The organism is Rhodoplanes sp. SY1 (assembly GCF_046000175.1).
Taxonomy (GTDB): Bacteria; Pseudomonadota; Alphaproteobacteria; order Rhizobiales; family Xanthobacteraceae; genus Rhodoplanes.
The window spans coordinates 19,203-40,433 of record NZ_JBEOMB010000033.1; the positions used below are offsets into that span (position 1 = coordinate 19,203).

Annotated in this window: 21 protein-coding genes; 9 read left to right on the forward strand and 12 right to left on the reverse strand. The window is 70.3% G+C overall.

Annotation, left to right across the window (positions count from 1 at the left end; genetic code table 11):
* Positions 1-148: 148 nt before the first annotated feature.
* The 5 genes from ABTU92_RS09975 to ABTU92_RS09995 all read left to right on the forward strand — a co-directional run bounded on the left by ABTU92_RS09975 (position 149) and on the right by ABTU92_RS09995 (position 4,432).
* A complete protein-coding gene (locus ABTU92_RS09975; RefSeq protein WP_408090186.1) occupies positions 149-1,648 on the forward strand; it encodes a 6-hydroxynicotinate reductase in 1,500 nt (499 codons plus the stop codon).
* Positions 1,645-2,637: a UPF0280 family protein gene (locus tag ABTU92_RS09980; RefSeq protein ID WP_408090117.1), complete on the forward strand. Its 993-nt coding sequence runs from the start codon at positions 1,645-1,647 to the stop codon at positions 2,635-2,637. Before ABTU92_RS09975 ends, ABTU92_RS09980 begins: the two co-directional genes overlap by 4 nt.
* A gap of 14 nt (positions 2,638-2,651) precedes the next feature.
* Complete coding sequence (locus tag ABTU92_RS09985) at positions 2,652-3,236, forward strand: amino acid synthesis family protein (protein ID WP_408090118.1); 585 nt, start codon at positions 2,652-2,654, stop codon at positions 3,234-3,236.
* Positions 3,233-3,817 (forward strand): amino acid synthesis family protein, encoded by a 585-nt coding sequence (locus tag ABTU92_RS09990; RefSeq protein ID WP_408090120.1) that lies wholly within the window; start codon positions 3,233-3,235, stop codon positions 3,815-3,817. Before ABTU92_RS09985 ends, ABTU92_RS09990 begins: the two co-directional genes overlap by 4 nt.
* A gap of 171 nt (positions 3,818-3,988) precedes the next feature.
* Positions 3,989-4,432, forward strand: coding sequence for a MarR family winged helix-turn-helix transcriptional regulator (locus ABTU92_RS09995; protein ID WP_408090122.1), 444 nt, complete (start codon positions 3,989-3,991; stop codon positions 4,430-4,432).
* Positions 4,433-4,636: 204 nt separating this feature from the next.
* Here ABTU92_RS09995 and ABTU92_RS10000 read toward each other — a convergent pair whose 3' ends face one another.
* Positions 4,637-5,830: an amidohydrolase family protein gene (locus tag ABTU92_RS10000; protein ID WP_408090124.1), complete on the reverse strand. Its 1,194-nt coding sequence runs from the start codon at positions 5,828-5,830 to the stop codon at positions 4,637-4,639.
* Positions 5,831-6,002: 172 nt separating this feature from the next.
* Here ABTU92_RS10000 and ABTU92_RS10005 point away from each other — a divergent pair, with 172 nt between their 5' ends.
* Positions 6,003-6,776 (forward strand): ferredoxin--NADP reductase, encoded by a 774-nt coding sequence (locus tag ABTU92_RS10005; RefSeq protein ID WP_408090126.1) that lies wholly within the window; start codon positions 6,003-6,005, stop codon positions 6,774-6,776.
* Between the two features lie 304 nt (positions 6,777-7,080).
* Here the strand turns inward: ABTU92_RS10005 and ABTU92_RS10010 are convergent, their stop codons facing one another.
* The 5 genes from ABTU92_RS10010 to ABTU92_RS10030 form a co-directional block, all read right to left on the reverse strand.
* Complete coding sequence (locus ABTU92_RS10010; protein WP_111358932.1) at positions 7,081-7,806, reverse strand: ABC transporter ATP-binding protein; 726 nt, start codon at positions 7,804-7,806, stop codon at positions 7,081-7,083.
* Complete coding sequence (locus tag ABTU92_RS10015) at positions 7,806-8,609, reverse strand: ABC transporter ATP-binding protein (protein ID WP_408090128.1); 804 nt, start codon at positions 8,607-8,609, stop codon at positions 7,806-7,808. Before ABTU92_RS10015 ends, ABTU92_RS10010 begins: the two co-directional genes overlap by 1 nt.
* The gene (locus ABTU92_RS10020) at positions 8,606-10,516 is read right to left on the reverse strand and encodes an ABC transporter permease (protein ID WP_408090130.1); all 1,911 of its coding nucleotides are present in this window, start codon (positions 10,514-10,516) and stop codon (positions 8,606-8,608) included. The genes ABTU92_RS10015 and ABTU92_RS10020 overlap by 4 nt, the downstream gene beginning before the upstream one ends.
* 288 nt (positions 10,517-10,804) lie before the next feature.
* Positions 10,805-11,953: an ABC transporter substrate-binding protein gene (locus ABTU92_RS10025; RefSeq protein WP_408090187.1), complete on the reverse strand. Its 1,149-nt coding sequence runs from the start codon at positions 11,951-11,953 to the stop codon at positions 10,805-10,807.
* Positions 11,954-12,355: 402 nt separating this feature from the next.
* The gene (locus tag ABTU92_RS10030) at positions 12,356-13,759 is read right to left on the reverse strand and encodes a sodium:solute symporter (RefSeq protein WP_408090132.1); all 1,404 of its coding nucleotides are present in this window, start codon (positions 13,757-13,759) and stop codon (positions 12,356-12,358) included.
* Positions 13,760-14,191: 432 nt separating this feature from the next.
* Here ABTU92_RS10030 and ABTU92_RS10035 point away from each other — a divergent pair, with 432 nt between their 5' ends.
* Together ABTU92_RS10035 and ABTU92_RS10040 are read left to right on the forward strand one after the other, a co-directional pair.
* Positions 14,192-15,109: a LysR family transcriptional regulator gene (locus ABTU92_RS10035; RefSeq protein ID WP_408090134.1), complete on the forward strand. Its 918-nt coding sequence runs from the start codon at positions 14,192-14,194 to the stop codon at positions 15,107-15,109.
* 79 nt (positions 15,110-15,188) lie between these two features.
* Positions 15,189-16,307, forward strand: coding sequence for a pyridoxal phosphate-dependent aminotransferase (locus ABTU92_RS10040; protein ID WP_408090136.1), 1,119 nt, complete (start codon positions 15,189-15,191; stop codon positions 16,305-16,307).
* A 32-nt stretch (positions 16,308-16,339) separates the two neighbouring features.
* Here the strand turns inward: ABTU92_RS10040 and ABTU92_RS10045 are convergent, their stop codons facing one another.
* Positions 16,340-16,513, reverse strand: coding sequence for a hypothetical protein (locus ABTU92_RS10045; RefSeq protein ID WP_408090138.1), 174 nt, complete (start codon positions 16,511-16,513; stop codon positions 16,340-16,342).
* A gap of 173 nt (positions 16,514-16,686) precedes the next feature.
* The gene (locus ABTU92_RS10050) at positions 16,687-16,902 is read right to left on the reverse strand and encodes a hypothetical protein (RefSeq protein ID WP_408090140.1); all 216 of its coding nucleotides are present in this window, start codon (positions 16,900-16,902) and stop codon (positions 16,687-16,689) included.
* A 186-nt stretch (positions 16,903-17,088) separates the two neighbouring features.
* Between ABTU92_RS10050 and ABTU92_RS10055 the strand changes: the two genes are divergently transcribed.
* A complete protein-coding gene (locus ABTU92_RS10055) occupies positions 17,089-17,484 on the forward strand; it encodes a rhodanese-like domain-containing protein (protein WP_408090142.1) in 396 nt (131 codons plus the stop codon).
* Between the two features lie 38 nt (positions 17,485-17,522).
* Here the strand turns inward: ABTU92_RS10055 and ABTU92_RS10060 are convergent, their stop codons facing one another.
* The 4 genes from ABTU92_RS10060 to ABTU92_RS10075 all read right to left on the reverse strand — a co-directional run bounded on the left by ABTU92_RS10060 (position 17,523) and on the right by ABTU92_RS10075 (position 21,203).
* On the reverse strand, positions 17,523-18,302 hold the full coding sequence (locus ABTU92_RS10060; protein WP_408090189.1) for a DUF4336 domain-containing protein: 780 nt from the start codon (positions 18,300-18,302) through the stop codon (positions 17,523-17,525).
* A gap of 128 nt (positions 18,303-18,430) precedes the next feature.
* Positions 18,431-18,805, reverse strand: coding sequence for a YbaN family protein (locus ABTU92_RS10065; protein ID WP_408090144.1), 375 nt, complete (start codon positions 18,803-18,805; stop codon positions 18,431-18,433).
* A 160-nt stretch (positions 18,806-18,965) separates the two neighbouring features.
* Entirely contained in the window at positions 18,966-20,300 is a 1,335-nt protein-coding gene (locus tag ABTU92_RS10070) for an Hsp70 family protein (RefSeq protein WP_408090146.1), read from the reverse strand.
* Positions 20,301-20,399: 99 nt separating this feature from the next.
* A complete protein-coding gene (locus ABTU92_RS10075; protein ID WP_408090148.1) occupies positions 20,400-21,203 on the reverse strand; it encodes an SOS response-associated peptidase in 804 nt (267 codons plus the stop codon).
* Between the last annotated feature and the right edge of the window lie 28 nt (positions 21,204-21,231).

Below are 21,231 nucleotides of genomic sequence, written 5' to 3' on the forward strand. Positions count from 1 at the left end.
TTGACAAGGATCGTGCGATGCAAGATCATTTGTGTACTAATGAAATGCCCGCCCGACGTCCGGCCGCATCGCGCGCTCGCCCCCACGCGCATTCAAGGCGGCCGTCGCACGCTCCGATCGGCCGGACCCCGAACGAGACGAGGCCATGATGAAGGATCCTCAGCCGTCCGCCGAGACGTCGGCCGACCGCAAGGTGCGCTGTGACGCCTGTCCGGTCGCCTGCTGGATCCGCCCCGGCCTGTCGGGCGCCTGCGATCGCTACGCCAACCGCGACGGCGAGCTGATCCGGGTCGATCCGCACGTGATCCTGGAGCGCACGCTCGACACCGGCGGCCGCGTCGTGCCGTTCAACCAGCGCAAGAGCGAGTGGGCCGGCGAGCTCGTGCCGGAGGAGGAGCTGTTCGTCACCGCCATCGGGGCCGGCACGACTTATCCGGACTACAAGCCGGCGCCGTTCATCGTCTCGTCCCAGGTCGACGGCGTCGACATGGTCACGGTGGTGACGGAGGGGATCTTCAGCTACTGCGGCGTGAAGGTGAAGGTCGACACCGATCGCTTCCTCGGCCCCGAGCAGGCGACCGTGCGGGCACAGGGCGAGGCCGTCGGCCACGTCACCACCGGTGAGTACGGCTCGCAGATGCTGTCGCTCGGCGGCGTGCATCATCTCACCGGCGGCTCCAAGAAGGAGGGCCGCGTCACCTGCGAGGCGCTGCTCGATCTCTCCAACGGCAAGCCCGTGGAGCTGACCATCGACGATGGCTCGACCATCATCGTGGAAGCCGGCAAGGCGCCGATCATCAACAGCGTGCCGGAAGAGCGCATGCGGGTCGGCTGCGGCTCGGCGACGATCGGCATCTTCGCCAAGCAGTGGTTCGGCAAGGTCGACGACGTGGTCGTCGTCGACGATCACATCACCGGCGTCCTGTCGGAGCACGCTTCGGGCAAGGTCCTGGGCATCGAGCCGACCGGCATAAAGATGCGCGGGCGTCGCTCGACGCCGGGGCGGTACTTCCAGGTCGCCGATCCGGGCACCGGCTGGGGCGGCACCAGCATCACGGATCCGCTGTCGATCCTCGATCCGTTCGACAAGGCCGTGGCGAAGCCCGGCATGACGCTGTTCATGGTCTCGACCACGGGCGAGCACGCCGCCTATTTCGTGCTCGACGACAACCTGAAACCGGTCGAGACCGAGATGCCGGAGGTGCTGCGCGCCTCCACGGAGCGCATCAAGGAGAACTGCGAGCCGGCACTCTGCACGGTGCTGTTCATCGCCGGCGCCGGCGGCTCGCTGCGCGCCGGCGTCACCGAGAATCCGGTGCGTCTCACCCGTTCGGTGAAGGACACGTTGACCCGCGTCACCTGCGGCGGCGCGCCCGTCTATGTCTGGCCGGGCGGCGGCATCACCTTCATGGTCGACGTCACGCGGCTGCCGGCCAACGCCTTCGGCTACGTGCCGACGCCGGCGCTCGTCGCGCCGATCGAGTTCACGCTGAAGCTCGACGACTACGCGGCGCTCGGCGGCCACATGGATCACGTGCGCCGTCTCGGCACGCTCGGCGATCACGACAGTAACTTGGTGTCACCGGTCGAAGGAAATGTCTGGCCCTATGCGGCCGAGGGGCCGAGCTGGGGCCGGGTACGATCATGACGGCCGGTCCGGCCGTCTCGGCGGGCAACGCGCGGCGCCCCGGCGCCCGCCTGCTGCCGGACGGCCGTCGCCTGCATCTGCAGGATGGGCCGATCGACCTGATCATCGAGGCGTTCGGACCGCGCGAGGTCGTCGAGGTCGCGTATCGCGCGGCCCTGCAACGTCTGACCGGCCTGCTCGACGCGTTGTGCGAGGAGCTGCCGGCGCTGCGACGGCCGGTGTCGAAACGAAATCACGACCGCCGTGAGTCTTTCCCTCGCCCCCCGGCGCGCTGCGCACCGGGGGTGGGGGGCTCTTGCGACGAGTCAGAAGGCGGTCTGATCAGCCCCGTCGCGCGCCGCATGACTGCCGCCGTGCGGCCGTACTCGGACAAAATCTTCATTACGCCGATGGCGGCCGTGGCCGGCAGCGTGGCGGACGAGATTCTCGATGCGATGGTTTCGGTTGCGGGTGCCGGGCTCGCGCGGGCGTATGTCAACAACGGCGGCGACATCGCGCTCCATCTGACGCCCGGCACCCGCTTCACGACTGGCCTGGTCGACCGGCCCGATCAGCCGACGATCTTCGGCACGGCCGAGATCACGGCGGACGATCCGGTGCGCGGCATCGCGACGTCGGGCGCGGGTGGCCGCAGCTTCTCGCTCGGCATCGCCGATGCCGTCACGATCCTGGCACGCGATGCCGCGAGCGCCGACGCGGCCGCGACCGTCGTGGCCAATGCGGTGAACATCGCGCATCCCGGCATCGTCCGCCTGCCGGCGCGCGACATCCAGCCGGACAGTGACCTCGGCGATCGTCTGGTCACCCGTGCCGTGCCGCCGCTGGCGCAACCGGAGATCGACGCGGCGCTCGACGCGGGCGTCGCGATCGCGGAACAGCTGCGCGCCGAGAATCTGATCGTCGCCGCCGCGCTCCACCTTCAGGGCACGACCCGCCCCGTGGGCCCGTTTCTGCGGTCGGCGATCTCCGATCAATCGTGCAACATTTGACAGGGCAATCGTTCATGGCCGAAGTTCTGGTGAGAAAGCGTCTCGTCACCGTGGAGGAGATCTTCCACGAAGGCGGTCCGGTCACGGGTCGCACGATCAAGCGCGGCGCCGCGATCGCCGTGATCGCGAATCCGTTCGCCGGACGCTATGTCGAGGACATCGCCTTCTTCATGAAGGACCTCGAGCCGCTCGGCGTGTCGCTCGCGCAGGCGCTCCTCGATTCGCTCGGCGGCGAGGCCGGAGCGATCGAGGGCTACGGCAAGGGCGCCATCGTGGGCGAGGCCGGCGAGCTGGAGCACGGCGCCCTGTGGCACGTGCCCGGCGGCTACGCGATGCGCGACGTGCTGGGCAGCACGAAGGCGATCGTGCCGTCGACCAAGAAGGTCGGCGGGCCGGGCACCCGGCTCGACGTGCCGATCACCCATGTCAATGCATCCTATGTGCGCACGCACTACGATGCCATGGAGGTCGGCATTCCGGACGCGCCGCGCGCCGACGAGATCGCGCTGGTGCTGGTGATGACCATGGGCGGGCGCGTGCACGCCCGGATCGGCGGCCTGCTGGCGCATCAGATCGAGAAGTGGGATGGATTGCGATGAACCTTAAAATCCGCAAGCTGGTGACCGTCGTCGACGAGACTCTCACCGAGATGGGCCACGCGGTCGAGCGGCCGGTGCGGCGCGCCGCCGCGATCGCCGTGATCGACAACCCGTATGCGGGGATTTATGTCGAGGATCTCGGAGCTCTGATCGACTTCGGCGAGGAGCTGGGCAAGCTCTTGTCCGAGAGGGCCGTGGCGGCGCTCGGCGTGCCGGGCGAGAAATGCGAGAGCTACGGCAAGGCGGCGCTGGTCGGCGTCGACGGCGAGCTCGAGCACGCCGCCGCGCTGCTGCATCCGAAAATGGGCGCGCCGGTGCGCAAGACGCTCGGCAAGGGCGCGGCCCTGATCCCGTCGTCGAAGAAGCGCGGCGGCCCCGGCCAGGAGCTCGACATCCCGCTCGGCCACAAGGACGCCGCCTTCGTGCGCAGCCATTTCGACGGCATGCAGGTGTCGATCAACGATGCGCCGCGCGCCAACGAGATCATGGTCGCGGTGGCGATCACCACGGGCGGCCGGCCGCTGCCGCGCGTCGGCGGCCTGAAGACGACCGAGATCAAGGGCGAGGACGGCCTGCGCTGATTTTATCGGCCTCATGGTGAGGAGCGCTCGGGGCGCGCTTGCGCCCCGCGAGCGCGTGTCGAACCATCGGGCCGGCACCTCGGCTGCCGTCCTTCGAGACGCCGCCTTCGGCGGCTCCTCAGGACGAGGCGGTCGGAAGCTGACGCGCCTAGGTGAGCACGAGGGCAGGGCATGACGAAGGTCGTGGCGACGAAGTCTCGCGCGGGGAGCTACTGCCTGGACGAGCAGGTCGGCTTCATGCTGCGCCAGGTGAGCCAGCGCCATACGGCGATCTTCGCCGAGAAGATCGGTTGTGATCTCACGTCGATGCAATGGGCCGTGCTGTCGAAGCTGCGCGAGATCGGCGCCACCTCGCAGAATCAGCTCGGCCGTGCCACCGCCATGGATGTCGCGACCGTCAAGGGCGTGGTCGACCGTCTCACGGCGCGCGGCCTCACCCACATCGCGCTCGACCCCGACGACGCCCGCCGCCGCCTCGTCGACCTCACGCCGAAGGGCCGCGCCCTGGTCGACGCTCACGTCGAGGAGGCGCACGCCATCTCGGACGAGACGCTCGCGCCGCTCACCGCCGCCGAGCGCAAGACCTTCATGAGCCTGCTCGCCAAGCTGCGGTGAAGGTCATGGCACGCCGTCTCACCTCTCCCCGCACGCGGGGAGAGGTCGACATTCGCGCATTCGGCGCGGATGTCGGGTGAGGAGGCGTTGCCGCGAGTCTGAGCGTCGAGGAAGCGCCCCCTCACCCGACTCGCCGCTGTCGCGGCGAGCCACCCTCTCCCCGCACGCGGGGAGAGGGAACGATGCGCGTCCGTTCTCCCCTCCTCACACCACCGCGGGCACCTTCGTCGCGGGCGGAGTGTTGCGGCTGCGGCCGGTGCGCACGATGCCGTCGATGACGGTCATGCCGATGCCGGGCAGATCGCCGAGCTGGATCGACTCGAGGAAGTCCTTGCCGGCCGAGTGCTGGGCCTTGTCCATCAGCACGAAGTCGGCGGCGCGGCCGGTCTCGATCAGGCCGACGTCGAGGGCGCGCATGCGGGCCGTGTTGCCGGTGGCGAAGCAGAAGGCGATCTCGGCCGGCACCTCGCCGAGCGCGGACAGCATCGACACCATGCGGATGATGCCGAGCGGCTGCACGCCCGATCCGGCCGGCCCGTCGGTGCCGAGGATGACGCGCTCGAGCTGCCCCAGCTCGCGGGCGGTGCGCAGCGTGTAGAGCGCGGCGCGCTCGTTGCCGTTGTGGACGATCTCGAGGCCGCGGCGGCAGCCCTCGCAGATGCAGCGGATCTCGCGGTCGGGTAGCGCCGTGTGGCCGCCGTTGATGTGGCCGACCACGTCGGTGTCGGCCTCCAGCACCATGTCGGCGCCGATCAGGCCGGAACCCGGGATCGACGGACCACCGGTGTGGATGGTCGACTGGATGCCGTACTTGCGGGCCCACGCGACCATCTCGCGGGCGTTCTTGCCGTCCTTGACGCCGCCGAGGCCGACCTCGCCGAGGAGCCTCACGCCGGCGGCGGCGAGCTCCTTGAAGTCCTCCTCGGTCATGCCGTGCTCCAGCACCGGCGCGCCGGCGTGCAGCTTCACGCCTGCGACCCGGAACGCATCGAAGCAGCGCTGCGCCGTGATCGCCATCGCCTTGAGGCCGACGATGTCGCGCGGCCGGCCCGGCGTGTGCACCTCGCCGGCCGAGATCATGGTGGTGACGCCGCCGTGCAGTGTGGAATCGATCCAGCCGAGCTGATTCTGGCGCGGCGTCCAATCACCCGCGACCGGGTGCACGTGACTGTCGATCAGGCCCGGCGCCAGCACGGTGCCGTTGGCGTCGACCACGGTGGTCGCACCCTCGACGTCGACGTCCTTCAGCTTGCCGATCGCCGAGATGCGCCCGTCCACGGCCACGACCGTATCGGCGTCGAGGATCGGATTCTCCAGCGCACCCGACAAGAGAAGGCCGATGTTGCGGATGACCAGCTTGGTGGGACCGCTCGGTCCCGCCGGCGCGTCGTGAGCCATGGTTTCTTCTCCTCGTTGCTGGACGGACCACGCTTCGCCCGGTATCCGGCCGTTTCGGGCCGTTGACAAGGCCGCCGCGGCTCCGTCATATTGTTAGTACACTAACGAATGTCGGCCGCCAAGACGGCGACCGGAACTCCCGGCTTCCTGGAATTCCTCGAAGGTTCGACCCATGAGCAACTTCTTCGAAGAGCAGGTCCTCGACGTTCACCACTGGACCGACAGGCTCTTCAGCTTCTCGACGACGCGCGATCCCGGCTGCCGCTTCAAGAGCGGCCAGTTCGTGATGCTGGGGCTTCCGGGCGAGGGGCGGCCGCTCCTGCGCGCCTACTCGATCGCCTCGCCGCACTATGCCGACGTGCTCGACTTCTTCTCGATCAAGGTGCCGAACGGCCCGCTCACCTCGAGGCTGCAGCAGATCCGGCCGGGCGATCGCATCGTCATCGGCCGCAAGGCGACCGGCACGCTGGTGATCGACAATCTGAAGCCGGGCGCGACGCTCTATCTGCTCGCCACCGGCACCGGCCTCGCGCCCTTCATGTCGACGATCCGGGATCCCGAGACGTTCGAGCGGTTCGCGAAGGTGGTGCTGATCCACGGCGTGCGCACCGTCGCGGAGCTCGCCTACCGGCAGAAGATCGAGGAGGAGCTGCCGGAGGACGAGTTCCTGGGCGAGATGATCTCCCAGCAGCTCATCTACTATCCCACGGTCACGCGCGAGGAGTTTCGCAATCGTGGCCGCATCACCCATCTGATCACGTCCGGAAAGCTCTTCGCCGACATCGGCTTGCCGGCGCTCGATCCGGTGCGCGACCGGGTGATGATGTGCGGCAGCCCGGCGCTGCTCGCCGACATGACGCCGATCCTGGAGGGCATGGGCTTCGTCGAGGGCAACACCGGGGAGCCCGGCGACTACGTGATCGAGAAGGCGTTCGCGGAGAAGTGAGGTTTTCCGAGCAGCGCGGCCGCGTGAGCTGCCGCGTTGCGTTCCTGGAACGACACGCGCTGTCCGCCGGGGCTCACCCCCCTCCCTGTCCCTCCCCCACAAGGGGGGAGGGAACGCTGGAGCCGCGCGGTTTTCTGCTTTCGAACGATCGTACCCGAGTATTGTGCAGACGCGCGATTTGCCGCAGCCTGCTCCCTCCCCCCTTGTGGGGGAGGGGTGGGGAGGGGGGTGGCCCCGGCCAAAGGCGGATCGGCGGATCCGCTGAACACTCAGCGATGCTGCGACCGCTCCGCCGTCGCCGTCCTCACACGGCCAGATAGGCATCGCGCACATCGGGGCGCGCCTCGAGCTCGGCCAGCGTGCCGGTGAACTGCACGCGGCCCTTTTCGATGATCACGGCGCGATCGGAGATCAGCCGCGCGAAATGCAGGTTCTGCTCGGAGAGCAGGATCGACAGGCCTTCCTTCTTCATCGCCAGGATGGCGGCTGCCATCTGCTCGACGATCTTCGGGGCGAGGCCTTCGGAGGGCTCGTCGAGCAGCACCAGCGACGGATTGCCCATCAGGGTGCGGGCGATGGTGAGCATCTGCTGCTCGCCGCCGCTCATCCGCCCGCCGGGACGCTTGCGCATCTCGGCGAGGTTGGGGAACAGCGTGTAGAGCTTCTCGGGCTCCCAGGTCGGCGCGCCCTCGCGCGGCTTCTGGCGCCCGACCATCAGGTTCTCCTCGACGGTGAGATCCGAGAAGATGCGACGGTTCTCCGGCACGAAGCCGAGCCCGCGCCGCGCGATCTCGTAGGTCGGCAGGTCCGTCACCTCCTCGGCGTCGAACCACACCGTGCCGGTGCGCCGGGCCACCATGCCCATGATCGACAGGAACGTGGTCGACTTGCCGGCGCCGTTGCGGCCGAGCAGGGCGACGACCTCGCCGGTATGCACCGAGAACTCGACGTCGAACAGGATGTGAGCCTGGCCGTAGAAGGCGTTGAGCTTGACGACGTCGAGCTGCGACGTGTGCGGACGTTCGGTCATCAGTGCGTCCCCTTCGCCGCGGCGGCGCCGGCCGCACCATCCTGGTGGCGGGCGTCGTAGACGAGGCCCTCGCCGAGATAGATGGCCTGCACCTGCGGGTCGCGCCGGACCTCGGCGGGCGGTCCCTCGGCGATCAGCATGCCGCGCGACAGCACCATCAGACGGTCGGCGTGCTCGAACACCACGTCCATGTCGTGCTCGGTGAACAGGACGCCGATGCCCTCGCGCCGGGCGATTTCGGCGGTGAGCCGCATCAGCTCGATGCGCTCCTTCGGCGCCATGCCGGCGGTCGGCTCGTCCATCAGCAGGAGCCTCGGCCGGTTGGCGAGCGCGATCGCGAGCTCGAGCCGCTTGAGGTCGCCGTAGGCGAGCTCGGCGGCGGCCCGTTCCGCATAGGCGCCCATGCCGACCAGCCCGAGCAGGCGGTCCGCCTCGTCGGCGTCCTTGGCGGCGCTGCCCCAGAAGCGGCGCAGCGCGTGCGCGTGGGAGAGCAGCGCGACCTGCACGTTCTCGCGTACCGTCATCGACGCGAAGGTCGCGGTGATTTGGAAGGTGCGGCCGACGCCCATGCGCCACACGGCGCGCGGCGGCTTGCCGACGGTCGGCTCGCCGTCGATCCGGATGGTGCCGGCATCGGGGCGGATCTGGCCGTTGAGCATGTTGAAGCAGGTGCTCTTGCCGGCGCCGTTCGGGCCGATCAGGGCGAGGATCTCGCCGCGATCGAGCTCGAAGGAGACGTCGCGCACGGCCTGCACGCCGGCATAGGATTTCGAGAGGCTCTCGACCTCGAGCAGGCGGGTCACGGCTGCGCCTCCTTGATGACGGCGTCTGACGGTGCGGGCGCCGACGTGGCGGCGCGGCGCGCCGCGCGCCCGGCCTCGAAGCGCGCCCGCCAGTCGCCGAGCGTGCCGACGATGCCCTTCGGGAAGGCGAGCACGATGAACACGATGGCGGCGCCGAGCACCAGCTTCGAATAGTCGGTCTGGCTCATCAGCCAGATCGACAGGGCCTTGAACACCAGCGCGCCGACGATCGGGCCCAGCACCGTCTCGATGCCGCCGAGCAGCACCATCACGAGGCCGTCGACCGAGGTCGGGATGCCCATCACGTCGGGGAAGACGCTGCCTTTCAGGAAGGCGAACAGCGCGCCGCCGAGGCCGGCCGCGGCGCCCGCCATCACGAAGGCGACCCACTGGATGCGCTTGCGGTCGATGCCGATCGCCTCGGCGCGCAGCTCGGAGTCGCGGGTCGCGCGCAGCGCGTAGCCGAACGGCGAGAAGATCACCATCTGCAGGAAGGCGAGCGCCGGCACCACGAAGGCGAGCGTGACCCAGTAGAACGCCCCGGGCGTCGACGCGAAGGGCGCCGGCCAGATGCCGAGGATGCCGTTGTCGCCGCCCGTCACCGACACCCACTGGAAGGCGATCGACCAGACGATCTGCGAGAAGGCGAGCGTCAGCATGGCGAAGTAGACGCCGGTGAGCGACACGGCGAACCAGCCGACGATCGCGGCGCCGATCGCGGCGAGCACCGGGCCGGCGCAGATCGCGAGCAGCATGGGAGCGCCGGCGGCCTGCACGGCGAAGGCGGCACCGTAGGAGCCGAGCCCGAAATACGCGGCGTGGCCGAAGGAGGCGAGGCCGCCGACCGTCATCAAGAGATGCAGGCTCGCCGCGAACAGCGTGAAGATCAAAAGCTCGCTGCCGACGGTGAGGGCGTAGTCGGAGAGCCACAGCGGCTGCAGCGCGACGACCAGCACGCAGGCCGCGGCGATCATCAGCTCGGTGCGGCCGAGCGGCCGCCACGGCCGCACCGTGGCGCCGGTCGCGGCCTGGGCCGGCGGCGGCATCTTGCCGAACAGGCCCCACGGCCGGACCACGAGCACGATCGCCATCACGATGAACACGAGGACCAGCGAGATCTTCGGGAAGACCAGGATGCCGAAGGCGTTGAGCTGCGACACGATGATGGCCGCGACGAAGGCGCCCGTGGTCGAGCCGAGCCCGCCGATCACCACCACGACGAAGGCCTCGACGATGATGCGCAGGTCCATCGAGTGGTTGACCGCGTCGCGCGGGATCTGCAGGGCGCCGCCCAGCGCGGCGAGGAAGACGCCGAGCGCGAACACGCCGGTGAACAGCCATTTCTGATTGATGCCGAGCGCCGCCACCATGGCGCGGTCGTGGGTCGCGGCGCGCACCAGCACGCCCCAGCGGGTGCGGTGGAACAGCACCCACAGGCCGGCCAGCACCAGCGGGCCGAGCACGATCAGAAACAGGTCGTAGGAGGGGATGCGCTTGCCGAACATCTCGACGGCGCCGGCGAGCCCCGGCGCGCGGGGGCCGACCAGATCCTCCGGCCCCCAGATCACCAGCACCAAGTCCTCGACCATCAGCGTCACGCCGAAGGTGGCGAGGAGCTGGAACAATTCGGGCGCGCGATAGATCCGGCGCAGCAGCGTCATCTCGAGCAGCGCGCCGAGCACCGCGACGACCGCGGCGGCGGCCAGCAGCGACAGCCAGAACCCGTAGGCGCCGGTGAATCGCTCGGTCAGCGTATAGGCGACGTAGGCGCCCAGCATGTAGAACGCGCCGTGAGCGAAGTTCACGATGCGGGTGACGCCGAAGATGATCGACAGGCCGGAGGCGACCAGGAAGAGCGAGGCCGCGCTCGCGAGGCCGGTCATGAACTGGACGAAGACGAGCTGCATCGGCGGTCACGATCGGGTTGGGCCGAACAGGTCGGCGAGGCTCCGCGACGCAAGCGCGGCGGTGACGGCGGGGCCGTCGTTTCGACGTCGAAAGTCACGGCACGGGGGTGGGACGCATCGTTCTCCCCGGCGGCGGGGAGAGGTCGGGGCTCGCGCGCATGGCACGCGCAAGGCACGAGCTCCTGGCGAGGGGGACGCGGCCGCGGGAACGGGCGCCGGCGTCCATCTCGCCGTCGGGAGCGCGGGTCGGCGCGCTCCCGACAGGGCCGTCCGCGAGGGACGGTCCGCTCAGTTCTGCGGGCGCAGCTTCTTCACCTCGTCGTCGCTCGGCAGATACTTGGCGCCGTCGCGATAGCTGTAGTCGACCATGATGCCCTTGCCGTCCTTGACGGCGGTCTTGCCGACGAAGGCGCCGAGCGTCGACTGGTGGTCGATGTCGCGGAACTTGACCTTGCCGAACGGGGTGCCGACCTCGAGGCCCTTGGTGGCGGCGATCAGCTTGTCGGTGTCGGTGGAGTTCGCCTTCTTCAGCACCTCGGCGGCCGAGTACATCAGGGCGTAGCCGACGACCGAGCCGAGGCGCGGATAGTCGTTGTACTTCGCCTGATAGGCCTTGAGGAACGCCTGGTGCTCCGGCGTCTCGACGCCATACCACGGATAGCCGGTGACGAGCCAGCCTTCCGGCGTCTCGGTCTTCAGCGGGTCGATGTATTCGGGCTCGCCGGTCAGGAACGACACCACGGTCTTGCCCTGGAACAGGCCGCGGGTGTTGCCCTCGCGGACGAACTTCACGAGGTCGGGACCGAACGTCACGTTGAGGATCGCCTCCGGCTTGGTCGCGGCGAGCGCCTCGACGACGGCGCCGGCGTCGATCTTGCCCTGCGGCGGCCACTGCTCGCCGACCCACTCGATGTCGGGGCGCTTCTCCGACAGGAGCTTCTTGAACACCGCGACGGCCGACTGGCCGTACTCGTAATTCGGCGCCACCGTGGCCCACTTCTTGGCGGGCAGCTTGGCGGCCTCCTCGGCCAGCATGGCGGCCTGCATGTAGTTCGAGGGCCGCAGGCGGAACGTGTAGGGATTGCCCTTCGACCAGACGATCGCGTCGGTGAGCGGCTCGCCGGCGAGATAGTAGATCTTCTTCTGCGCCGCGAAGTCGGCGATGGCGAGACCGATATGCGAGAAGAAGGCGCCGGTGAGCATCACCACGCCTTCCTTGGAGACCAGCTCGTTGGCCGCCGTCACGGCGTCGGCCGGCTTGCCGGCGTCGTCCTTGGAGATCACGACGAGCTTGTTGCCGTTGATGCCGCCCTTGGCGTTGATCTCCTCGACGGCGAGCTGCCAGCCCTTGCGGTAGGGCTCGGTGAAGGCGGGCAGGCCGGAATAGCTGTTGATCTCGCCGATCTTGATGTCGGCGGCGAGGAGCTGTCCGGGCATCGCCAGCGCGAAGGCGGCGGCCAGGACGTGACGGCACGATACGGTTTTCGACACGGCGATGATCCCTCTCTTCGCTCGACTCGACCGGCTCCGACGGCCCGGGCGACGGGTCGTCGGCGCCGACGCGGATGCGTCGGGGGAGAGTGCGCCGTCGGCCTGGCTCGTCGTCCGCGGGGACCGCGAATTCGTTAGCACACTAACGGTATCAACTCCTCGTTCCCGCGCAAGGTCGAAACGCAGGCAGCGCCGAGGCATTCTTGCATATTGTTTGGACGTGTCGACCGGCAAAAAGGCGAGACCGCACCGCAGCGTCGCGCTTTTTCGATGCGCGCACCGGCGGATCGTTGCCTTCTTTTCCTTCAGTTTCGCCGCAGTGCGAAAGGTCGGCCGGACGACGTGTGATCAGGCCGAGGGGGTGTCGCGACGGTTGGTCGCGGCGGCGCGCAGGACGCCGAGCCCGACCACGCCGGCGCTCACCGCGAGGCCCGTCATCAGCGGGTTGATCGGCAGCGGCAGCACGAGGCGGACCAGCACGGCCGCGGCCGTGCTGCCGACGATCGAGGCGATGGCCCATCGGGCCGGCAGCCGGCCGGGACAGAACACGGCGAGCGACAGCGGCAGGAACACGGCGGCGCCGCGCAGCGCCATCGACATGTAGTTCCAGTCGAGCACATAGGAGTCGAGCGCCGACAGCGCGATCAGCATCGACAGCACGGTGACGCCCAGCACGCAGGCACGGTTGATGGCGAGCAGCATCGCGTCGTCGCGCACGCCGAGCAGGCCGCGGCCGATGTCGTTGGCCATCATGGTGCCGATGCCGAGCGCGAGGCCGGCGATCGAGCCGACCACCGAGATCAGGATCCCGGCGAGCCCGATGCCGCCGATCCAGCCCGGCACGTAGCGGATCAGATAGACGGGCAGCGCGAGGACCGGGGCGAGTTCCGGATGCCTCGCGTGCATCAGCATGCCGATCGCGATCGAAGGCAGGCCGATCGGGATGGTGATCAGCGCCGCCGTCGCCGCGCCGACCGCGGCAATTCGCGTGTCGGAGGCCGCGTAGATGGCCTGCACGTAGGTCTGCGTGCAGACCACGCCGATGATCAGCGACATCAGGTTGTACAGCGTCTCGCCGGTGCCGCGGCCCCACAGGCTGAACCACGGAACGGCCGGGAACACCGCGTCGAAATCGGGCATCTGCCACAGCGACACGGTGGCGTAGCCGCCGGCGATCATCAGCGACAGCCACAGCACGCCCATCTTGACGATGCCGGCGACGCCGGCCCCCTTCAGGCCGCCGAACATCCCGTAGGCGGCGACGAGCAGCACCAGCATCAGGGCCGACATCCAGGCCGACAGGCCGAACATCGCGACCATCAGATGGATGCCGGCGAGCGCGCTCGCCACCGCGCTGAACAGGATGCCGAGCGACGAGACGAGGCTCGTCAGCGGCCCGGCCGAGCGGCCGTAGGGGATCGTCAGATATTGCGGGATGGTCTCGAGCCCGCTCCGGCGCAGCGGTCGGGCGTAGAACACGGCGAGCACCAGGAGCGCGATGCCTGTGCCGAGCGTGAACCACCAGCCCGACAGCCCGACCGCCGCCGCCATCTGGGCGGTGCCGACCGTCGACGCGCCGCCGATCGCCGTCCCCGAGATGCTGCCGGCGATCAGCATCGCGCCGGCCGAGCGGCCGTTCAGGCTGTAGGCCTGGGCGGAGCGCACGTTGCGCGACGACCAGGCGCCGAGCACGACGACGAGCGCGAGGGTGCCGACGAGGGCGGCGAGCTGGGCGACGGAGAGGGAGAGCATTTTGGCGACACGTGCGGGGGTTGCGGCGCGCACAGTCGCGCGACGTCGGTACGATGGTGCGATGCACCATGCGCCCGGACGCGGCGGCGGGTCCAATGCTAAGTTGCACTTTTATAATCGCAGAAACGGATTAAAAGGAGGGACGCGACGGCGTCGCGCGACGCTCGACGCTTGCGCGCGGCCCCGGACCGATGGCGTCGATCCGATGTCCTCCAGCGCTGACTCTCACCGTCACCCTGAGGTGCTCGGGCGAAGCCCGAGCCATGGCAAGTCGGCTTGCCGACTTGCCGACGTTACATGCCGATCTCGGGCAGGCCCGAGATCGGGTGGGCGACGGCCCGGGCCGCATCCTTCGAGGCTCGCTGCGCGAGCACCTCGGGATGACGGGTCGACGGTCGGGGCAGTTGGGATCACGAGTAGTGCGGTGCATTCATGGACCTCAAATCCGTCCGCTGCTTCGTCGAGGTCGCCGAGAACCTGCATTTCGGCCGCGCCGCCGAGCGGCTGCGGCTCGCCCAGTCGGTGGTCAGCCGGCAGGTCGCCGGGCTCGAGGCGGAGCTTGGCGTGCGGCTGATCGAGCGCCACAAGCGGGCGCCGATCCGCCTCACGCCGGCTGGCGCGCTGTTCCTCGACGAGGCGCGCGCCGCCCTCGCGCAGTTCGAGCGGGCCGAGCTGGTCGTCCGCCAGGCGGGGCGCGGCGAGCGCGGCCGTCTGGAGATCGGCTACGTCGCCTCCGCCACCTGGTCGGGCCTCCTGCCGTCCGCCGTGTTCGACTTCCGGCGCGAGCGGCCGGGCGTCACCGTCTCGCTCACCGAGATGGAGAGCTGGCGCCAGCTCGAGGCGCTCGCCGAAGGCCGCATCGACGTCGGCTTCCTGCGGCCGCGGCCCGACTATCCGGCGAGCCTCGCGGTGTTGCCGCAGCTGCGCGAGCCGGTCCTCGTCGCGCTGCGCGCCGATCATCCGCTCGCCGTCTTGCCGGGCGCGATCCCGGCGGCGCGGCTCGCCGGCGAGGCCTTCGCGGTGCCGCAGGCGGACGAGCGCGGCGGCTTCGTCGGGCATACGCTGGCGATCGGCAAGGCCGGCGGCTTCTCGCCCCGCATCGCGCATCACGTGCGCGACTTCATCTCGGTGCTGAACCTGGTCGGCGTCGGCCTCGCGGTCGCGGCCGTGCCGTCGTCGCTGCAGCGGCTGCGGCTGCCCGACGTGGTCTACCGTCCGCTCGCCGATTGCGAGGTGTTCGCCGAGCTCGCCGCCGCCTCGCGCCGCAGCGGCAACGCCGCGGTGGTGCGCAGCTTCGTGCGCGTGCTCAAGGCGCGCGGCGAGACCGTGCTGCCGGTGAGCCTGGAATGACGCGCCGTACAAAGTGATTGCCACGTCGCCCCGGCGGCGGCACACAAACACGCCCCCGCCGCTCGCCACAGCCGAAGCCATGCCCGCGCCGTTCACCGCCGCCCGCTTCACCGCCCTCGTCGACAGCCTGCCCGCCACCGTGCCGTTCGTCGGCCCGGAGACCCAGGAGCGCGCCCGCGGAAGGGTCTTCCGCGCCCGCATCGGCGCGAACGAGAACGCCTTCGGGCCGTCACCGTCCGCGGTCGCAGCCATGCAGGCCGCCGCGGCCGAGGCGTGGAAATACTGCGACCCCGAGAACCACGACCTGAAGCAGGCGATCGCCGCCGCGCACGGCGTCGCACCCGCGCACGTCTTCGTCGGCGAGGGGATCGACGGCATCCTCGGTCTCGTCGTGCGCATGCTGATCGCCCCCGGCCAGCCGGTGGTCTCGTCGCTCGGCGCCTATCCGACCTTCAACTTCCATGTCGCCGGGTTCGGCGGCCGCCTGGTCACGGTGCCGTATCGCGACGACCGCGAGGATCCGCAGGCGCTCGTCGATGCGGTGCGGCGCGAGGGCGCCTCGCTCGTCTACATCGCCAATCCCGACAACCCGATGGGCACCTGGTGGCCGGCCGCGGACATCGCCCGCATGGTCGAGGCGGTGCCGGACGGCACGCTGCTGCTGCTCGACGAGGCCTATGCGGAGTTCGCGCCGGACGGCGTCTCGCCCGACCTCGATCCGTCCGACCCGCGCGTGCTGCGGCTGCGCACCTTCTCGAAGGCGCACGGGCTCGCCGGCATCCGGGTCGGCTACGCCATCGGCGCCACGCCGCTGATCCGCAGCTTCGACAAGGTCCGCAATCATTTCGGCATCAGCCGGATCAGCCAGGCCGGGGCGCTCGCCGCGATCCGGGATCCGGACCACGTTGTTCGCGTGCGCGACGAGGTGGTGACGGCGCGGGCCCGGATCGCCACGATCGCGCAGGCGAACGGGCTCGTGACGCTGCCCGCGGCGACCAACTTCGTCGCCGTCGACTGTGGCCGCGATGGAGCCTATGCCCGCCGCGTCCTGCAGGCGCTGGTGGCGCGCGACGTGTTCGTGCGCATGCCCGGCGTCGCCCCGCTCGACCGCTGCATCAGGATCGGCTGCGGCCGACCGGACGAGCTGGGCATTCTCGCCGAGGAACTGCCCGCGGCGCTCGCCGCGGCGGCGGGCTGAGGCGCGCCTCCGCGAGAGAGCCGAGCGACCGGTCAGGCCTGCCCGGATCTCGGTTCGCTTCGCTTGCGGGGTCGGCGCTCCTGCGGCGGCAGGGTGCGGGCGAGGTGCAGCATCAGGTCGATCGCCGCTGCCCTGATGAGGGTCCGCTCGGCAGCGCCGAGCCGCGGCGACGTCGCCTCCACACTCGTCTTCGGCCGATCGGTCATGGTCCGCTCCCGCATGGTGTCGGGCTGGCGCCGAACACGTCCTGCACGGTGCGGTCCGCGACTCCGCGTCACGCCCCGAGCAGGGCAACAAGCCGGGCCGACGCGCCGCGTTCCATGCTGCGCGCGCTCGGCTGGTATTCCGACACAGGGGCGCCGCGTCGGGTCTCGGACGCTCAGTCGTGATGGTTGTTGTTGCTGCGGGAGTTGTCGCGGATCGCCAGCAGGCCGTCCTTGATGGCGTTGCGGATGCCTTCCTCGATCAGCGTACGGGCGACCCCCGGCACGCTGGTGCCGTGGGTTCCCTGCCGGACCAGGCGCTCCAGGTAGCCGATGGTCGCCAGCGACAGGGTGATCGGGATGCGGTCGGTCTCGGCTTTCTCGGTGGCCATGACCGAAACGTTAACCCGAGCAATCCTGTACGGAAAAGACTCTATTTCGACTCACCGACGTGACTTCGGTGTCCCCCTCGGCGGCCGGGTGCGGCGGGTTGCCGGCCCGTCGCCGCATTGCGGATCCGGCCGGAGAGAGTTAGACCGAAGCGAATATGTCGCCACCCCGAGGAACGAGGTTCGAGAATGGCCGGAAGCGTCAAGGAGATGCTGGCGGCGGCGAATGCCGTGGTGCCGAAGATCACGCCCGACGAGGCCAAGGCGATGATGGCGGAGGGCGCCGTCCTGGTCGTCGACGTGCGCGATGCGCCCGAGCTCGCGGCGAGCGGCAAGGTGCCGGGCGCCATGCACGTCTCGCGCGGCATGCTGGAGTTCCGGGCGGACCCCGAGTCGCCCTATCACGACAAGGCGTTCGACAAGGCGAAGCCGGTGATCCTCTACTGCGCCTCGGGCGGCCGCTCGGCGCTCGCCGGCAAGGTCCTCAAGGACTTCGGCTACGCCGAGGTGTTCAATCTCGGCGCCTTCAAGGACTGGGTCGCGGCCGGTGGCGCCGTCGACAAGCCGCTCGACGCCGGCATGTGAGGGAGGGCCGGGTGCGGCGCCGCCGACCGGCGTCGCGCTCAGTCGAGCAGCCAGCGCAGCGACCGGCGCAGCCGTGCCGCCCCGTCGTGCTCGAACCAGCGTCCGTGCGCGAAGATCACCCGGGCCGGGTCCCAGCCGACGATCTCGGCCGCGACCGCGCGGGCCTCGTTGCGCCTGCGGTTGACGACGAAGCGCAGATGCGCCGGCGCCATGCCGTCCGGCGCCATGGCCCCGGCGGCCCGCAGCAGCGGCCGGGCGATCGGGCCGATCTTGTCGGGCTCGAGGTTCTCGACGAGATCGGTGAGCACCAGGGTGCGGCTCGGCGCGTGGAAGAACGCCACCTCGCTGACCCCGAACCCGGCCGGCACGATGCGCTGCTCGATCTCGCCCGCCCAGGCCGGGGGTGACGCGGGGCCGAGATCGTGATCGATCCGCAGGCCCGACGCCTTCACCGGGCTTCGGTCGCGCAGCCCCGGCGCCGCCCAGATGGCCGCGAGAGGGCAGGCGGCGCTCCACCCCTTCACGAACGACCAGTGCGCGACATTGGGCGCCACGAGATGCCGGATCGGGCCGATCCGCTCGATGTCGTGGCGCAGCCCGAGGACGTGGCGGGTCGGCGAATGCAGCCACATGCTGCCGTCGGACAGGCGGATCACGGTCATCCGCACCGGCAGGGCGAGCCCGAAGGCGTGCAGGGGGCCGCTGTCGACGATCCAGACGTCCGGCGCGACGGGCTTGAGCGTGTCGAGCGGCGGATAGACGGCGCGATGATGCTCGTCCTGGCGCCGTAGGTCCTCGTCGACATCGTCGCGCTGCAGCTCGTCCGTCGTCACGGGGCCTCCGGAGGATTCTCGGGCGGTGCGGCAGCCTTCGTCCGGGCCGCCGGCAATCCGGGTTCAACCGGTCCCGCGCGACGGGGTTCCGGGTCCGCAGGGCTGCGCTCGGTTCAGCCTCCCGGCGCCTTCGGCTCGGCGCGGGTCGCCACATAGGCGGCGCAGCCGAGGAGGGACGCGGCGACGACGGTCGCGAGGAGCGGGCCGGGCGATGCCGTCGTCCAGAAGATCACGAAGCCCGCCGCCATGCCGGTGCAGGCGAGGAGCTTCGAGGCGCGCGAGATCGCCCGCTGGTCGCGCCAGGCCCGTAGCGACGGGCCGAAGCGCGGGTGCTCGAACAGCCAAGCTTCGAGGCGCGGCGACGAGCGGGCGAAGCACCAGGCGGCCGCGATCAGGAAGATGGTGGTCGGCATCAGGGGCAGCACGGCGCCGATCGCGCCGAGCGCCAGCATCAGGCAGCCGAGGCCGAAATAGAGCGCGCGCGTCATGGGGCTCCCGGCGCGAAGGTCCATGTGATCAAGGCCGATCCTAGGACGCCGATGCGGCCGGTCTTTGTTCGCCGGCAGTCTTGAAATGAACACGCGTGGGCGCGCGACCAACACGCCGGACCGTTTCTCGTTCATCCGGCACGGTGCGCGTACGTCAAGGTCACCCGTAGCGGCGCTGGGCCTCGATGGTGAGGCCGAGGCCGACGGCTCCGAAGCGGTCGCCGTCGACCACGGCGGCGTCGGGCAGCACCGACCGCACCGCACCGCGCACGCTCGGCACCAGGCTGCCGCCGCCGGTGAAGAACACCGCGTCGATCTTCTCCGGCGTCAGGCCGGCGGCCGCGAGGGTCGCAGCCGCGGTGGTGCGCAGGCGCTCGGCGAGCGGCACGGTCGCCGCGTCGAACTGCGTCCGGGTCGCCGGCGCGGCGAGACCCGGCTCCACCCAGTCGAGCGGGATCGTCGTCGTCTCCGCGTCGCTGAGCGCGATCTTGGCGCGCTCGACCTCGATCAGCACCGAATGGCCGCGCCGCATCTCGATCAGATGGATCAGCCGGGCGAGGAGCTTCGGCGCCCGCGCCTCGCGGCGCACGAGCTTGAGCTCGGGCAGCACCGCCTTGTCGTAGAGTCGGTTGACGGTCGCCCAGGTGGACAGGTCGAAATAGGGGCCGGACGGCACCTCGACGTCGCCGCGCGTCATCAGGGTGCGGAAGCCGAGCGCCGGCATCACGGCGGCGAGCGACAAAGCGCGGTCGTAGTCGGTGCCGCCGAGCCTTGTGCCGCCGCTCGCCAGAATGTCGCCCTTGCGGTCGTCGCGGCCGCGCCGCTGCGGCCCGAGGCGCACGACGGAAAAGTCCGAGGTGCCGCCGCCGATGTCGGCGACCAGCGCCAAGGTCTCGTCGGCGACCGCGCGCTCGTAGTCGAACGCCGCCGCCACCGGCTCGTACTGGAACGACACCTCGGAAAAGCCCGCCGCCCGCGCGATGTCGGCGAGCGTCGCCTCGGCCTGGCGGTCGGCGGCGTCGTCGCCGTCGACGAAGTGGACCGGGCGGCCGTGCACGACGCGGTCGAGCGGGGCGCCGGCCTGCGCCTCGGCGCGCTGCTTCAGCGTCTCGACATAGGTGCGCACGATGTCGCGGAAGGCGACGCGGCGGCGCGCCAGCTGGGTCTTCTCGTCGATCAGCGCGGTGCCGAGGATCGACTTCAGCGACCGCATGAAGCGGCCCTGCACGCCGTCCACATCGGCCGCGATGGCGTCGCGGCCGATCAGCGTGTGGTGGGCGTGGTCGAGCCCGAAGAACACGGCGCTCGGCACCGTGGTGCTGCCGTGGTCCAGGGTCAGCAGCGACGGCGCGCCGCTGGTCGCGAGACCCAGGGTCGAGTTCGAGGTGCCGAAGTCGAGCCCGCAGGCCCGACCGTTCGGCGCCGCCGGAAGTGGCGCGGAAGAACGCGGCGCGGAAGGACGCGACGCCCGAGGGCGCGAGTGCGATGGCGACATGAGACAGGAGACCCGGGCGCTGAAGGGCCGGGTTGGATAGTCGATGTGCGGCCCGGCATCAACCCGTGGCGCCGCCGGGCGGCTCGCCGGCCGGGCGTCTCAGAAGAGCGAGCCCTGGCCGCTGTCGGGCGCCGGCTTGGCGGTGCGGCGCGGCGCGCCGGCGGCCGCGCGCCGTCCCGCCGGCTTCGGCGCGGTCCGGGCCGGGGCCTCGGCGGCCGCGACAGTCGGTGCGGCGGGCGCCGCGGCGAGCGGCGCGATCAGGTCGGGCGAATCGTTCGCCGTGCGGTTGACCGCCGTCGACACCGGCCAGGCTTCGAGCAGGCCGTCCGGGGCCGGCGCGATCAGGGCGGCGGCGGTCTGTGCGTCGACGGCCGGATCGAGCCACAGGTCGAACGCCTCCGGCGCGACGATCACCGGCATGCGGTCGTGGATGGGGGCGAGCGTGCGGTTCGCCGTGGTGGTGACGATGCACACCGTCTCCAGCTCCTCGCCGTTCGGGCCCATCCAGGCCTCCCACAGGCCCGCGAAGGCGATCGGGCCGCCGCCGCGGCGGGCGATGTAGAACGGCTGCTTCGGCCCGCGGCCGGCCTGCCATTCGAAGAAGCCGTCGGCCGGCAGCAGGCAGCGCCGCCGCTTCATGGCGTTGCGGAAGGCCGGCTTGTCGCCGACCGATTCGCCCCGGGCGTTGATCAGCAGCGAGAAGGTTCGCGGATCCTTCACCCAGGAGGGGATCAGGCCCCAGCGCAGCAGGGCGAAGCGGCGGGCGCCTTCGTCGAGCCGCACCACCGGCACCGGCTGGGTGGGGGCGACGTTGTAGCGGGGCGGGAAGTTCGGCACATCACCGTAACGGAAGAGGGCCCTAACCGCTTCGGGCGAGGAGGTGATGGCGTAGCGACCACACATGCGCGGATTGCCTCTCCGATTGCGCCCC